This is a genomic window from Streptomyces amakusaensis (assembly GCF_039532665.1).
GTDB lineage: Bacteria > Actinomycetota > Actinomycetes > Streptomycetales > Streptomycetaceae > Streptomyces > Streptomyces amakusaensis.
This window is the reverse complement of record NZ_BAAASB010000006.1, coordinates 54,141-68,525: the sequence shown is the minus strand read 5'-3', so window position 1 is coordinate 68,525 and position 14,385 is coordinate 54,141. Positions and strand designations below refer to the sequence as shown.

Here is a 14,385-nt window from a genome sequence, read left to right as displayed (position 1 = left end):
CTCCGCCGCGGCCCGGCTGTGTTTCACGTGAAACACACTCGGGCCCGATGGCAGGAGTCGCTCAGCGAGTGGCGCCCGTGACGATCCAGCGGCCGGAACGGGTCCGCAGCCACAGGGTCGCCATCCGGACCGTCATCATCAGCGCCATGGCCCACCACAGCGCGGTCAGTCCACCCCCGAAGAGCGGGATGAGCAGGGCCACGGGTGTGAAGATCGCCAGTGTCACCAGCATCGCTCCCGCCAGATAGGGACCGTCGCCCGCTCCCATCAGCACACCGTCCAGAACGAAGACGACTCCGGCGATGGGCTGGGTCAGCGCGACGACCAGCAGGGCCGGCAGCAGCACGTCATGGACGGCCGAGTCGCCGGTGAACAGCGGGACGAAGAGGGAACGGGTGGCCACCAGCAGAAGGCCCAGCGCCACCCCGGAGGCGATACCCCACTGGACCATACGGCGGCAGACCTGCCGCGCCCCCTGGGCGTCGCCGGCTCCCAGATACCTTCCGATGATCGTCTGCCCGGCTATGGCTATCGCGTCGAGGGCGAATGCCATCAGGCTCCACAGGGAGAGGGCGATCTGCTGGGCGGCGACCTCGGCGTCCCCCATCCGGGCCGCTATGGCGGTCGCGATCATCAGAATGGCCCGCAGGGAGAGTGTGCGGACCAGCAGAGGGACACCTGCCTGGGCGCTGGCTCTGATGCCCGCCGCGTCGGGGCGCAGGGACGCGTGGTGCCGGCGGGCTCCCCGCACGACCACGATCAGATAGGCGGCGGCCATGGCGTACTGGGCGATGACCGTGCCCCAGGCGGAGCCGGCGACGCCGAATCCGGCTCCGTAGACGAGAAGCGCGTTGAGGACGGCGTTCGCGGTGAAGCCACCGATGGCCACATAGAGCGGTGTCCGGGTGTCCTGGAGGCCGCGCAGCACACCGGTCGCGGCGAGGACGATCAGCATGGCGGGTATGCCGAGGCTGGAGATCCGCAGATAGGTGATGGCGTGGGGGGCGGCGGTGTCGGAGGCCCCGAAGACGTCGATGAGCCAGGGGGCGGAGGGAAGGGTGAGGGCGGTGACGATCGTGCCCAGGATGATCGCCAGCCAGATGCCGTCCATTCCCTGGCGGATGGCGGCGGGAAGGTCGCCCGCGCCGACGCGCCGGGCCACGGCCGCGGTGGTCGCGTAGGCGAGGAAGACGAAGATGCTCACGGCCGTCATCAGGAAGGCGGCGGCGATGGCGAGACCCGCGAGTTGGGGCGTGCCGAGATGGCCGACGATGGCGCTGTCGACCATCAGGAAGAGCGGCTCGGCGACGAGCGCCGCGAAGGCCGGGACGGCGATGGCGATGATCTCTCGGTCATGGCGTCGCCGGAGCGCCTTGGGTGTCGCGGGAGCCTGGGTCATGCGCTCAATGTAATCTTCCACAGGTAAGAGATGCAATACGTCAGTGACTCTTACATTGGGCGTTGGTGGCGGCTCGCGTGTGCGCCGTTTGTTCTGATCTTGGCCCGGTCGGGAAAGTTTTTCTCCCCCACAGCCAGTGGATGGAAAACATGCAGGTCAGAGGCTGCATGATGAGTCGAGCATGATTTTGTCCACAGTGCTGTCCCCCGGTCCGTGCACAGGTTCCGGCAGGTTCTCCACAGCATCTGGTCGCTCGTCCACATGGCCTGTGGATAACCAGATTGGCTGACGGTGCCGGGGGGCCTACCGTGGACCGTCGCCCGACGCGCCGGAAGCGGAGTTGGGCCACTCAATTTGTCAGTGCCGTGCCGTAGAAAGAGGGGCACGGCGAGGTCCGCTGAGCGGACGGTAGGAGGTGGCCCGGTTGAGCATTTCCGAGCCCTTGGACGACCCGTGGGCGGCCGACGGCGGCCCCGGTGATCGCCTGCCCGTCTCCCGCCAGCGCCGTAACGGCCAGCGCGGCGGCCGGGACGATCAGCAGGAGCGCGGCGGCGACAGCGGAGGCTGGGAGGGCGGCTCCCCCGGCTTCGAGCGGGTGCCGCCCCAGGATCTGGACGCCGAGCAGTCGGTGCTGGGCGGCATGCTCCTCTCCAAGGACGCGATCGCCGACGTCGTGGAGATCATCAAGGGCCATGACTTCTACCGGCCGGCCCATGAGACGGTCTACACGGCCATCCTCGACCTCTACGCCAAGGGCGAGCCGGCCGACCCCATCACCGTCGCCGCCGAGCTGGTCAAGCGCGGCGAGATCACCCGGGTCGGCGGAGCGCCCTACCTCCATACGCTCGTCCAGTCCGTGCCGACCGCGGCCAACGCCTCGTACTACGCGGAGATCGTCCATGAACGGGCGGTGCTCCGGCGGCTGGTGGAGGCCGGCACCAAGATCACGCAGATGGGCTATGCGGCCGACGGCGACGTCGACGAGATCGTCAACTCCGCCCAGGCCGAGATCTACGCCGTCACCGAGCAGCGCACCAGCGAGGACTATCTGCCGCTCGGCGAGATCATGGAGGGCGCGCTCGACGAGATCGAGGCCATCGGCTCCCGCAGCGGTGAGATGACCGGTGTCCCCACCGGCTTCACGGACTTCGACTCGCTGACCAACGGTCTGCACCCCGGCCAGATGATCGTCATCGCGGCCCGTCCCGCGATGGGAAAGTCGACGCTCGCGCTGGACTTCGCCCGTGCCTGCTCGATCAAGAACAACCTCCCCAGCGTGATCTTCTCGCTGGAGATGGGGCGCAACGAGATCGCGATGCGCCTGCTCTCCGCCGAGGCCCGGGTGGCACTGCACCACATGCGCTCCGGCACCATGACCGACGAGGACTGGACCCGGCTCGCCCGACGCATGCCCGACGTCTCGCAGGCCCCGCTCTACATCGACGACTCGCCGAACCTCTCGATGATGGAGATCCGGGCCAAGTGCCGTCGGCTGAAGCAGCGCAACAACCTCAAGCTCGTCGTCATCGACTATCTCCAGCTGATGCAGTCCGGCGGCTCGAAGCGCGCCGAGAGCCGCCAGCAGGAGGTCTCGGACATGTCCCGAAACCTCAAGCTGCTCGCCAAGGAGCTGGAGGTCCCCGTGATCGCGCTCTCCCAGCTGAACCGTGGACCCGAGCAGCGCACGGACAAGAAGCCGATGGTCTCCGACCTGCGTGAGTCCGGCTCCATCGAGCAGGACGCCGACATGGTCATCCTGCTGCACCGCGAGGACGCGTACGAGAAGGAGTCTCCCCGCGCGGGCGAGGCGGACCTGATCGTCGCCAAGCACCGTAACGGACCCACGGCGACGATCACGGTGGCGTTCCAGGGCCACTACTCACGCTTTGTGGACATGGCGCAGACCTGACCGAGCGGGCATGGGACGACGTCCTTCGACGTCGCCGGCCGTCCCCCACCGATGCATCCGTAGATCACTTCACCTCATTACCGGGAGAACCCGTGACCGTGAGCAAGAACATCAACAACCCCGTGGGCATGGGCGGTGGCCAGCGCAAGAGGCTGTCCCGCGCCGAGCGGCAGAACAACGGTCCGCACCGCAACCTCGACCGCCAGGGTGCGGCCGACCAGAAGGCGGAGCTGCTGCGCAAGATGCGTGAGAAGGCGGCTGCGGCCGAGGCCGCCGGGCAGGCGGGCGACGACACCGCGCAGAGCTGACCCACCGCTGCCGCGAGGCGGCACCGTAGGGGGCGGGGCCCGGACCGCGAGGCGCGGTCCGGGCCCCGCTGCCGTGCCGGGCGGCAGGGGAAGATCGACGCGGCCCGGGGAGTCCGGTAGACCTGGATCATGACTTCACCTCTGACAGCGCTGCTCCCGGCCACGGAGCGCGCTCTGCTGCATCGCGTCGCCACCGCCCAGTCGGAGGGACGCACGCCCTCGCTCGTCGCCGGAGTGGCGCGGGAGGGAGGGACGGTGTGGTCCGGGGCCCGCCCTTCGGCGGAGGAGACCCGGGCCGCGGACACTCAGTACCGGATCGGCTCCATCACCAAGACCTTCACGGCCGTGCTGGTGATGAGACTGAGGGACGAGGGGCTGCTCGACCTCGGCGATCCGCTGGAGAAGCACCTTCCCGGGACCGGGGTGGGGGAGGCGACGATCGCCCAGCTGCTCGGTCACAGCGCCGGGCTGAGCGCGGAGTCCCCCGCGCCCTGGTGGGAGCGGACCCCGGGAACGCTGCGGCCCGAACTCGCCGACGTCCTGGGCGAGCAGACGCGTATGCACCCCGTCGGCCGCCGTCACCACTACTCCAACCCCGGATACACGCTCCTCGGCTCTCTGGTGTCCGCGGTGCGCGGCGACACCTGGGAGAACGTCCTGCGGAACGAGATCCTTGAGCCACTCGCCCTGAACCGTACGAGCGTGGAGCCGCAGAGCCCCAGCGCCGAGGGCTGGGCGGTGCACCCCTGGGCCGATGTGCTGATCCCCGAGCCTTCTCAGGATCTCGGGCTGATGGCTCCGGCCGGCCAGCTCTGGTCGACCGTCGGGGATCTCTGCCGGTTCGCGCTCTTCCTCGCGGAGGGAGACGAACGGGTGCTCCGCGCCGAGTCGGTCAGGGAGATGCGGACGCCCTCGGTTCCCGCCGAGGCCGGGGAGTGGGAGGCCACCTACGGTCTGGGCGTGCAGATCGTACGGAGCGGCGGGCGCACCCTCGTCGGCCACGGCGGCTCGCTGCCGGGATTCCTCGCGGGCCTCTGGGTGAGCGTGGAGGACGGGGTCGCCGCGGCCGTGCTCACCAATGCCACTTCCGGTCCGTTCCCCAGCCTTGTGGCGGCCGATCTCGTTCGGATCGTGGCCGAGGCCGAGCCGCGTATCCCCGAGCCGTGGCGTCCGCTGCCCGAGATCGATCAGGAGCTGCTCGCCCTCACCGGCTCCTGGTACTGGGGAACCCACTCCTTTGTGCTGAGGCTCTGTGCCGACCGGGGTCTGGAGCTCCGGCCACTCGGCGGCGGCGGCCGGGGCTCGGGCTTCGTCGCCGGGCAGGACGGGCAGGGCGGGCAGGACGGCGTCTGGACCGGCCAGGACGGCTATTTCGCAGGGGAGACGCTGCGCGTGGTGCGCCGGGAGGACGGCTCGGTCCAGCACCTGGATCTGGGCTCGTTCGTGTTCACGCGGCAGCCCTATGAGCCGGACGCGGGTGTTCCCGGCGGCGTCGACAGTGAGGGATGGCGCGGGCTCCAGCCGTGAGACACGGGCGATGTTTCACGTGAAACAGCCCGTGCCGGATACCGCGTGCCGGGTCGCCGTGGATCGGAGACCCGGCACTCCCCGGTCAGAGCTGGAGCTTGAACCCGATGTGGGACGGCTCGAAGCCCAGCCGCTCGTAGAAGCGGTGGGCGTCCGTACGGGAGACGTCCGAGGTCAGCTGCACCAGCAGGCACTCCTGGCGGCGGGCTTCCTCGACGGCCCACTCGATGAGCACCGTGCCGAGGCCGCTGCCGCGCTCATCGGCGTGGACACGGACGCCCTCGATGATCGCTCGGGTGGCTCCCCGGCGGGACAGCCCGGGGACGAAAGTGAGCTGAAGGGTGCCGACCACGCGGTTCTCACGGACCGCGACGGCCAGACGCTGCTGCGGATCCCGGGTGAGCAGCTCGAAGGCGGCGGTGTACGGGGTCAGGTCATGGGGAGACTCGCGCCGAGCGCCCAGCGGATCGTCCGCGAGCATGGCCACGATCTCCGGAAGGTCGTCGGCCGAGGCGGGCCGTATCTCCAGATCGTTCATGATCTACAGGCTAGGCGGGGGACTGAAGCTTCTCGACCGTTCTGACCAGGGGCGCGAGTACGGGATCCTCGGCGGCGGCGTCGAAGGCCTCGCGCAGCGCGGTGTCATGGGTGGGCCGTGCCTCGGCGAGCAGGCTCCGGCCCTCCTCGGTCACCTCGGTGCAGATGCCGCGGCGATCGGTGGTGCAGAGATGGCGGCGCAGCAGACCGCGGTCCTCCAGCCGGGTGACCAGTCGGGTCGTGGCGCTCTGACTCAGGTCGACGGCTTCGGCGACCTGTTTCATCTGGAGATGTCCGTCGGGGCCCTTGTGCTGGCGGCTGAGGGCGTCGAGGAGGGAGAACTCCCGCACGCTCAGACCGTGCTCGCTCTCCAGCGCGCGTTCGACATGGGTCTCGATCTTCCCGTGGAGCAGTGAGAGGGCGCACCAGCCCTGCGAGAGCGCGTCGAGCGCGGGGTCGGCAGTGGCCATTCGATGTCCTCCTCCGTGCCCGGGCGGCTGGCCATCAGAGTAGAGGACACGCGCAAAATACCGCGCCTGCAATCAACTTTTGGTGAGTGGATTCGCGGGCTCGGGCGGGAGGTCAGCCGAGCGCGACCGAGAGGGGGGCGAAGCGCCGGGTCCAGTCGCCGGGGAGAGCGTCGACGCCGTGGTTCATCACCGTGTTGAAGCTGATGGTCTCCAGCCCGTTTCCCCGGAGCCAGCTCAGCAGTTCCTCGTGCCGTACGTCGATGTCGGTGCGCAGGGGCCGGTCGGTGCCCGGGGCCAGTGAGCTGATCAAGGACTTCGCCGTCTCGGTGTCCCGGGCGATCAGCGGTCCGACGACATGGGTGTCCATGTTCGGCCAGGCGGCCGCGTAGCCGGTCAGGGTGCCGTCCTGCTCCGCCACCCGGATCTGGTCGGCGAAGGCGGGCAGCCGCGCGATCATGTGAGTGCGGTCCAGGCCGAAGACCTCGCTGTCCAGACGGACGATCGCGGACAGGTCCTCGGCGGTCGCCGGCCGGGTGGACACCGCTCCGGCTCCCGCGCCCGCTCCGGCTGCCGCTGCGGGGTCGAGCCGGCCCCGGACCATCTCGGACCGTCCCACGACGGTGAATCCCAGCCGCTCGTAGAGAGGCCGGCCGCTCGGTGTCGCGTACAGGGTGAGCGGGGTGTCCCCGGCCAGCTCCAGCACGTACCGCATCAGACGGCGGCCGATGCCCTGCCGGGCGTGGTGCTCGGCGACCAGGACCATGCCGATGGCGGAGAGACCGGGCCCGTACGAGGTCACCACGCAGGAACCGGCCAGCCCTTTGCCCGAGGGGTCGTCCATGCCGTACGCCGTCCCCGCCGTGAGCAGCAGGCCCCATTTGTGTTCCTCGCGCGGCCAGCCGCGGTTCTCGGAGAGATCGGTGCAGGAGACGAGATCGTCCAGGGTGAGGCGGCGAATGGGCAGCTCGGGCAGTGGTGTCGGCATGGCATCAGGCTGGCCGAAGCGATGATCGCTCGTCCAGTGCTTTCCCGGAAGTGATCGCATCGCGGATGAGCCAATCCGCCGGGGTGTCCGATCGCGTCCGAACGGAGGCCGTCCGGCATCGACAGCGACCGGACTCGCCGGGGTCAGCCCAGGTCGGGCGCGTGCATCGCCCGGACGCCCTCGATATTGCCGTCGAGATAGTGCCGGAGCGACAGCGGGACGAGATGGACGGCCGCGATCCCCATCCGGCTGAAGGGCACCCGTACGATCTCGTACTCGCCACAGGGCGCGTCGATCTCCGGGCCGTGCCGTCGGGCGGGGTCCATGGAGGCGAGCCGGCAGACGAAGAAGTGCTGCACCTTCACTCCGGTCACTCCGCCGCCGGCGATGTGCTCGACGGTGTCCACGAAGCAGGGCACCACATCGGTGATCTTGGCTCCGAGTTCCTCGTCGACTTCTCGGTGAAGGGCGTCGATCACGGTGTTGTCCTCGGACTCGACCCCGCCGCCCGGCGTCAGCCAGTAGGGATCCACACCGGGCTTGGTGCGCTTGATCAGGATGAGATCGTCGCCATCGAGCAGGATGGCGCGGGCGGTGCGCTTGACCACGGGACGTTCGGTCATGACTGGAAAATGGCCCGTACCGGCCGTTCTGAAACTCTCCTCGGCCGTGCGGTCACCAGTCGACGGCGGCGCGCAGCAGCCACTCGTGTGCCCGTGCGATGTGGGGAAGCGCGAGCGTACCGGTGCGTACGACGAGGAAGTAGGTGCGCAGCGGAGGCACCGGGGGGTCGAGGAGGGCCACCAGCCGTCCCCGTTCGAGGGCCTCCTCGCAGAGATAGCGGGGCAGCACCGCGAGCCCGGCCCCCGAGGCGGCGCTCTCCAGCACGGCCCGCAGGTCAGGGGCTATGACGGCCCCTGCGGCGGCCGGCCGGGAGTCGAAGACGGCGGACCAGTAGCGCGAGACGAGCGGCAGGGACTCATGGACCTCCACCACCGGCAGCTGGGCCAGCACCACATGGCCCTCGCGCAGTACGCCGGGCCCCAGCCGGGCCGCCCAGCGCGGGGATGCCACCAGGACGTGTTCCTCGTCGCAGAGCGGGGTGGCGGTCAACAGCCCGCCGCGCGGCCGGGCCGTGGTGATGGCCAGATCGTGGTGTCCGGCGGCCAGCCCCTCCAGGGTCTCCTCGGCGTTGCCGAAGGAGGCGCGCAGCGCCAGCCCTTCGGAGACCAGCGGGGTGAGGGCGGGCAGCGCGCGCAGCGAGGTGAACTCGGGGAGGCCCGCCAGATGCAGGGTCCGGACGCCGGACTGCTCGTCGAGACCGGTCTCGGCGATCTCGACCAGGGCGTCGAGATGGGGCGCGGCCCGGTGGGCCAGTTCGTCGCCGATGGTGGTCGGGGTGACGCCGCGGGCCCGGCGCAGGAACAGCGGCCGTCCCAGCTGCCGTTCCAGGGTGCGGATCTGGCCGGTCACGGTGGGCTGGGAGAGTCCGAGGAGCGCCGCTGCCCGGGTGAAGGATCCCGCCCGGTGCACGGTGACGAAGGTGCGCAGCAGGGCCAGATCCATTCCGAGCCCCTCCCGAGCGACTGCGACTGTGGTCACGAACCGAACAACTATAAATAAGTCGATAGGTCGCTGTCGCTACTGTGATTGGACACTGACGCAGAGTCAACTAGCCTGGGTCGCGCGGTTCTTCGGGGGGATGAACCGGGACGGTCCGAGCCACGAGGGGGGAGGCTCGGACCGTCCGTCAGGGCGTCCGCGGACGCGCCCGCCCGGCCGCCTCGTCCAGCGCCCGCAGGACGTCCGCCACCAGATCGGCCGTGTCCTCCGCGCCCGCCGAGAAGCGGATGAAGCCCTCCGGCACCGCGTCGCCGCCCCAGCGCCCGCGCCGTTCCGCCGACGAGCGCACTCCGCCGAAGCTCGTCGCGTCGTCCACCAGCCGCAGCGCGTCCAGGAACCGCTCCGCGTGCCCGCGGTCGGGCAGGACGAAGGAGACCACGCCGCCGTACCGCCGCATCTGCCGGGTGGCGAGGGCGTACGACGGATCCGTCGGCAGCCCCGGGTGACGCAGACCGGTCACCTCCTCGCGCGGGGCGAGCGCCCGGGCGACCGCCAGCGCGTTCGCGCACTGCCGGTCGCTCCGCAGCTGAAGCGTGGCGAGCGAACGATGGGCGAGCCATGCCTCCATGGGCCCGGGAATCGCCCCGACGATCTTGCGCCAGCGCCGCACCTCCGCGGCCCGCTCGGCGTCGCGGCAGCTCACATGCCCGAGCAGGATGTCACCGTGGCCCGTCATCCCCTTGGTGTCGCTGGCCACCGAGAAGTCCGCGCCCAGCTCCAGCGGACGCTGCCCCATCGGGGTCGCGAGAGTGTTGTCGACGGCGACCAGCGCTCCCTGGGCGTGCGCCGCGGCCACGAGCCGGCGTATGTCGCAGACGTCGAGCCCCGGATTGGACGGGGTCTCGATCCACAGCAGCCGTGCGCCGGCGAGCACGGACAGCTGGGCGTCGCCGCCGGTCGGCGCGGTTCTGACCGCTATGCCGTACGCCTGGAGCTGCTCCCGGACCAGCGGCAGCGCCTGATAGCCGTCGCTGGGCAGCACCACCGTGTCCCCGGACCTCAGCTGGGAGAAGAGCACGGCGGAGATCGCGGCCATCCCGGAGGCGAAGGTCACGGTCTCGACCGCCTCGCCGGGCGCCTCCAGCTCCCCGATCGCCCGCTCCAGATGGGTCCAGGTCGGATTGGAGTCCCGGCCGTAGGTGTACGGCCCGGTCGGCTCGCCCGGCAGGTGGAAGTGGGCCGCGAAGACGGGACCCGGCAGGGTCGGCTCGTACTTCACCGGCTCGGGCAGCCCCGCCCGTACCGCGCGGGTGCCGTCTCCCATCGGTTCTGTGCCGCTCATACGCGCTCAGTCCCCATCGGGCAGGGCGACGTTCAGCGCCCAGGAGACGACCGAGATGATCAGACCGCCCAGTACGGCGGTCCAGAAGCCGTCGACGTGGAAGGAGAGGTCCAGCTGGTCGGCGAGCCAGGAGGTCAGCAGCAGCATCAGCGCGTTGACGACCAGCGTGATCAGCCCCAGCGTGAGGATGAACAGCGGCAGCGTCAGCAGCTTCAGCAGAGGCTTGACGAGGAAGTTGACCAGTCCGAAGAGCAGCGCGACGACCAGCAGGGTGCCGGCCTTCTTGGCGGTGCTCTCACCGCTGAGGGTGATGCCGCCGACCAGCCAGATGGCCACGGCCAGCGCACCCGCGTTGGCGAGCGTCTTGACGAGGAAATTCAACATGTGTCTGATCGTGACAGACGTGATCGGAACGACGGCAGGGGCGGACGCACGATGAAGGCTTTCCGGCTGGACGAGCTGGAGGCGGAGCGGGCCGCGAACGACGGCGCGTATCTGCAGTTCCTGCGGGAGCGGAATATGTCGGTCGGCCTCTACGCGCTGGAGGCGGGGGAGCTGGACACCCAGCGGCCGCATCAGCAGGACGAGGTCTACCTCGTGGTGAGCGGTCGCGCGGCCATCACGGTCGGCCTGGAGACGACGCAGGTCGGAAGGGGCAGCGTGATCTATGTGCCGGCCGGGGTGCCGCACAAGTTCCACCACGTCACCGAGGCCCTGCGGGTGATGGTGGTCTTCTCTCCTCCGGAAAGCTGATGCCCGCGCTCCGGGCTCCGGCTTGAAGCGGAGGAGGACCCCCGTCACTCCCTAAGGGTTCGGTCAGGGGAGAGCAAGGGCTCGCGGGCCCCCGTTCTCCCCGCCGCCCGCCTAGCATCGGGAACACGAGGGAGATCTCGGGGACTCAGCCGATACCAGCGGACCCAAGCGGACACAGAGGAAGAGGTAGCGCGATGGACATGAAGAAGATCTTCGCCGGGATGCCGTGGTGGGTTAAGTGGGTCGCCGTGCCCCTCATAGTCCTCGTCGTCTTCGGCGGACTGATCACCAGCGTGGTCGGCTTTGTGATCGGCCTGCTCTTCAAGGTGCTCCTCCTGGTCGCGCTGGTCGCCGGACTCGTCTTCGTCGTACGGAAGTTCACCGCTTCCTCGAACTCGCGAGGGGACTGGTAACCACTGGCGGTACAAGTGTTAACCCGCCCGGGGGAACACCTGTTGACCCCCAGACCCATCCGGGGGGACGGCCGTTACAGTGGCAAGCCGCCTCACGCGTCCGCCGGGATCCCGCTCGGGAGAGCTCCCCGGAGACCCCGTGCGGCGGGCACGCGGGGGCGGCCTCCGCGGGCGGGCGGGTCGCCCGTCACCATGCCCGGGGGTGACCTTTGGCCACAGGTACGAGCGCCACCGTCCCTACCCTGATCGGCTCGGTGCAGCGTGCCCTGCGGCTGCTGGAGGCCGTGGCCTGCCACCCCGAGGGCGCACCCGCCAAACAGCTCGCCCGGGAGACGTCCATCCCGCTCCCCACCGCCTACCATCTGCTGCGCACCCTGACCCATGAGGACTATCTGCGCCGGGAGAAGGGCCTCTTCCTGCTCGGCGGCGCGGTCGGCCGGCTCGCTCTCGGCGAGTCGGCGCAGAGCCGTCGCGGCGGGCTCGACAGGACGCTGGAGCACTGGCGGGACGCCATCGGCGCACCCGTCTATCTCGCGTTCTACCGCGAGGGCGAGATCGAGCTGGTCGGCTGTGCCGACTCCCCCTACGCCCCGGCGGTCGAGGAGTGGGCGGACTTCCGCGAGACCGGCCACGCGCACGCCATCGGGCAGTGCCTGCTGAGCCGGCTCGACCCGGGGGCCAGGGGCGATCATCTCGACCGCCACCCGGTGCGGCCGGTGACCCCCCATTCCGTACGGGACCGGCGCACCCTGCTGGAGCGGCTCGACGCCGTCGGCCGGGGCCCGGTCGTGGAGCGCCAGGAATACGCGCTGGGCACGGTCTGCGCCGCCGTCCCGGTCACGGTCGGTTCCGGAGCCGGAGCCGGAGCCGTCGCCGCCGCGATGGCGATCTCGCTCCCCCTCTCTCAGGAGGCCCGACTGCTGCCCGCCGTCGAACAGTTACGCAAAGGAGTGGGCGCGCTGCCGGGCGCGCTCGCCCTCTCTATCAGTATCTGAAATATCACCGCTTGTAGTCCTCTAGCGCATACAGCACGATTACGGCAAGAGGGTCATGGGGATCATTCCTGGCCGTTTTCGACAGTCTTTCGGCAGTCTTCCTTCACTGCGGGGTACACGATGCGCGAGTCGGTCCAGGCTGAGGTCCTGATGAGTTTCCTTGTCTCCGAGGAGCTCTCGTTCCGGATCCCGGTGGAGCTGCGGTACGGGACGGAGGATCCGTACGCCGTGCGGATGACCTTCCATCTGCCCGGGGACGCGCCTGTGACCTGGGCCTTCAGTCGCGATCTGCTGCTGGACGGACTGCTGGGCCCCACGGGTGAGGGCGATGTCCACATCGCGCCGACCGGCTCCGACGGGCCGGCCGATCTCGGCATCCGGCTCCAGGTGCGCGGTGACCGGGCGCTGTTCCTGGTGAGCGCGGCCCCGGTGATGGCCTTCCTCGACCGCACCGACCGGCTGGTGCCGCTCGGCAAGGAGCGCTCGTACGGCGATTGCGAGGGCGATCTCGACCGGGCGCTCACCGGCATCCTGGTGGAGGCCGAGGAGAACGCGGGCTGAGCCGGCTCTACTTCTTCCGCCGGCGGCCCTTGCCCCCGAGCCCCGTACGGCCGCCCTGGCGCGCTCCGCCCTCCGCCCCCGCCGAGAATCCCGCGGAGAACCCTGTCGAGCCCCCCGCCCCGGCTCCCGCCACAGCTGCCGCCGGGGAGCCGGCGGGGCGCCCGGCGGGCCGGTCGGCGGAGACCACCAGCGCCGCGAGCGCGGTCGTCACCGGCACCGAGGCGACCAGACCGATCGATCCGACCAGGGTCCGTACGATCTCCGCCGCCACCACCTCGCTGTTGGCCACCGTCCCCACGCTGCTCTGCGCGATCGAGAACAGCAGAAGCAGCGGCAGCGCGGCTCCCGCGTAGGCCAGCACCAGCGTGTTGACCACCGAGGCGATATGGTCCCGGCCGATTCTGATGCCCGCGCGGTACAGCTCCTTCGGGCCCATGTCGGGGTCGGCCTGGCGCAGTTCCCACACGGCGGAGGTCTGGGTCACCGTCACATCGTCGAGCACGCCGAGCGAACCGATGATGATGCTGGCCAGCAGAAGGCCGCTCATGTCGATGTTCGGATAGAGGCCGTGAATCAGACCGGTGTTGTCATCGGTGTTCCCCGACAGCACCGCCCAGCCGATGAAGACCGATCCCAGCAGCCCGATCAGCATCAGGGAGACCAGGGTGCCCAGGACCGCCACCGAGGTCCGCGCGGTCAGTCCGTGGCAGGTGTAGAGCGCGATCAGCATGATCGCGCTCGATCCGACCACCGCGACGATCAGCGGATTGGAGCCCTCCAGGATCGCGGGCAGGATGAACAGGGTCAGTACGGCGAACGAAGCGATCAGCGCGATCAGCGCCATCACTCCGCGCATCCGCCCGACCAGCACCACCGAGAGCGCGAAGATGCCGGCCAGCAGCGCCATCGGGATCGTACGGTCGACATCGATCACCGCGTACTGGAGTTCACGGGGCGCGTCGGGCGCGAACGCCACCACCACCTCCTGCCCCTGCTTCAACTGCCGTGAGGCGTCGGGCTGGACGATCTCGGTGAAGACGCGGCCCGCGTTCTTCCCGGAAGTGACCTTGATCTCGGCCTTGCCGCATTCGCCCTGCCGGGCCTTGACCGCCTCCCGCCCCTGGGGCGTGCTGGTGTCCCCGGTCGGCGGCACCTGGGCGGCGTTCACCTCCTTGCAGTCGACCTTGTCGACCCGGGTGACCGTGGCCTCCTCGGTCTGCCGGTCGAAGCCGACGCCGGTGCGCTCGTGGCCGGGGGCCGAGCCGGGCCAGAGCACCAGAAGCCCCACGACGACGGCGGTCGCGAAAGGGATCAGCACCGCGGCGATCACCCTGCGCAGATGCCGGGAGACGGGAACGGCCGGACCGTGGCTGTGGCTGTGGCTGTGGCTGTGCGAGTGGCCGTGCGATTGGCTGTGCTGAGGGTCGGGCGGCGAAGAGGTCACCGGTCGATCATCGCAAGAACGGAGGGGGGCCTCTGTTCAGCACGCCAGAAATGACGCTAGCGTGGTGTCACCTTTGCACACGCGGGAGCTCGGAGCACCGGGCTGAGAGGGCGCTGAACTCCGTACGAGCCGACTGGCCAAAGCCAGCGCGCGGGCTGCGGAAATCGCTGCGTCGACCG

16 protein-coding genes are annotated in these 14,385 nt (G+C 69.9%); 7 read left to right on the top strand and 9 right to left on the bottom strand.

The window, feature by feature from the left end; all coding sequences use genetic code 11:
* Positions 1–61: 61 nt before the first annotated feature.
* The gene (locus ABD371_RS12410) at positions 62–1,399 is read right to left on the bottom strand and encodes an MATE family efflux transporter (RefSeq protein WP_344475949.1); all 1,338 of its coding nucleotides are present in this window, start codon (positions 1,397–1,399) and stop codon (positions 62–64) included.
* Positions 1,400–1,841: 442 nt separating this feature from the next.
* Between ABD371_RS12410 and dnaB the strand changes: the two genes are divergently transcribed.
* From dnaB to ABD371_RS12395, 3 genes are all read left to right on the top strand, one after another.
* Complete coding sequence (dnaB, locus tag ABD371_RS12405) at positions 1,842–3,308, top strand: replicative DNA helicase (RefSeq protein ID WP_190121421.1); 1,467 nt, start codon at positions 1,842–1,844, stop codon at positions 3,306–3,308.
* A gap of 92 nt (positions 3,309–3,400) precedes the next feature.
* Complete coding sequence (locus ABD371_RS12400) at positions 3,401–3,616, top strand: DUF6243 family protein (protein WP_344475947.1); 216 nt, start codon at positions 3,401–3,403, stop codon at positions 3,614–3,616.
* Positions 3,617–3,745: 129 nt separating this feature from the next.
* Complete coding sequence (locus ABD371_RS12395; RefSeq protein ID WP_344475944.1) at positions 3,746–5,143, top strand: serine hydrolase domain-containing protein; 1,398 nt, start codon at positions 3,746–3,748, stop codon at positions 5,141–5,143.
* A gap of 85 nt (positions 5,144–5,228) precedes the next feature.
* Here ABD371_RS12395 and ABD371_RS12390 read toward each other — a convergent pair whose 3' ends face one another.
* The 7 genes from ABD371_RS12390 to ABD371_RS12360 all read right to left on the bottom strand — a co-directional run bounded on the left by ABD371_RS12390 (position 5,229) and on the right by ABD371_RS12360 (position 10,424).
* The gene (locus ABD371_RS12390) at positions 5,229–5,681 is read right to left on the bottom strand and encodes a GNAT family N-acetyltransferase (protein ID WP_344475941.1); all 453 of its coding nucleotides are present in this window, start codon (positions 5,679–5,681) and stop codon (positions 5,229–5,231) included.
* A 10-nt stretch (positions 5,682–5,691) separates the two neighbouring features.
* Positions 5,692–6,150 (bottom strand): MarR family winged helix-turn-helix transcriptional regulator, encoded by a 459-nt coding sequence (locus tag ABD371_RS12385; RefSeq protein WP_344475938.1) that lies wholly within the window; start codon positions 6,148–6,150, stop codon positions 5,692–5,694.
* A gap of 112 nt (positions 6,151–6,262) precedes the next feature.
* Positions 6,263–7,135 (bottom strand): GNAT family N-acetyltransferase, encoded by an 873-nt coding sequence (locus ABD371_RS12380; RefSeq protein WP_344475935.1) that lies wholly within the window; start codon positions 7,133–7,135, stop codon positions 6,263–6,265.
* A gap of 143 nt (positions 7,136–7,278) precedes the next feature.
* On the bottom strand, positions 7,279–7,758 hold the full coding sequence (locus ABD371_RS12375) for an NUDIX domain-containing protein (protein WP_344475932.1): 480 nt from the start codon (positions 7,756–7,758) through the stop codon (positions 7,279–7,281).
* Positions 7,759–7,810: 52 nt separating this feature from the next.
* Positions 7,811–8,701, bottom strand: a complete 891-nt coding sequence (locus ABD371_RS12370) for a LysR family transcriptional regulator (RefSeq protein WP_344475929.1) — start codon at positions 8,699–8,701, stop codon at positions 7,811–7,813.
* A 184-nt stretch (positions 8,702–8,885) separates the two neighbouring features.
* Complete coding sequence (locus ABD371_RS12365) at positions 8,886–10,040, bottom strand: cystathionine gamma-lyase (RefSeq protein WP_344475926.1); 1,155 nt, start codon at positions 10,038–10,040, stop codon at positions 8,886–8,888.
* Between the two features lie 6 nt (positions 10,041–10,046).
* Entirely contained in the window at positions 10,047–10,424 is a 378-nt protein-coding gene (locus ABD371_RS12360; RefSeq protein ID WP_344475923.1) for a phage holin family protein, read from the bottom strand.
* Positions 10,425–10,475: 51 nt separating this feature from the next.
* Here ABD371_RS12360 and ABD371_RS12355 point away from each other — a divergent pair, with 51 nt between their 5' ends.
* The 4 genes from ABD371_RS12355 (at position 10,476) to ABD371_RS12340 (ending at position 12,762) form a co-directional block, all read left to right on the top strand.
* The gene (locus ABD371_RS12355; RefSeq protein ID WP_344475920.1) at positions 10,476–10,793 is read left to right on the top strand and encodes a cupin domain-containing protein; all 318 of its coding nucleotides are present in this window, start codon (positions 10,476–10,478) and stop codon (positions 10,791–10,793) included.
* 200 nt (positions 10,794–10,993) lie between these two features.
* The gene (locus ABD371_RS12350) at positions 10,994–11,206 is read left to right on the top strand and encodes a DUF5326 family protein (protein WP_344476538.1); all 213 of its coding nucleotides are present in this window, start codon (positions 10,994–10,996) and stop codon (positions 11,204–11,206) included.
* Positions 11,207–11,415: 209 nt separating this feature from the next.
* On the top strand, positions 11,416–12,201 hold the full coding sequence (locus ABD371_RS12345; protein WP_344475917.1) for an IclR family transcriptional regulator: 786 nt from the start codon (positions 11,416–11,418) through the stop codon (positions 12,199–12,201).
* A gap of 120 nt (positions 12,202–12,321) precedes the next feature.
* Positions 12,322–12,762, top strand: coding sequence for an SsgA family sporulation/cell division regulator (locus tag ABD371_RS12340; RefSeq protein ID WP_190121280.1), 441 nt, complete (start codon positions 12,322–12,324; stop codon positions 12,760–12,762).
* Positions 12,763–12,769: 7 nt separating this feature from the next.
* Here the strand turns inward: ABD371_RS12340 and ABD371_RS12335 are convergent, their stop codons facing one another.
* Positions 12,770–14,206, bottom strand: coding sequence for a YibE/F family protein (locus ABD371_RS12335; RefSeq protein WP_344475912.1), 1,437 nt, complete (start codon positions 14,204–14,206; stop codon positions 12,770–12,772).
* Between the last annotated feature and the right edge of the window lie 179 nt (positions 14,207–14,385).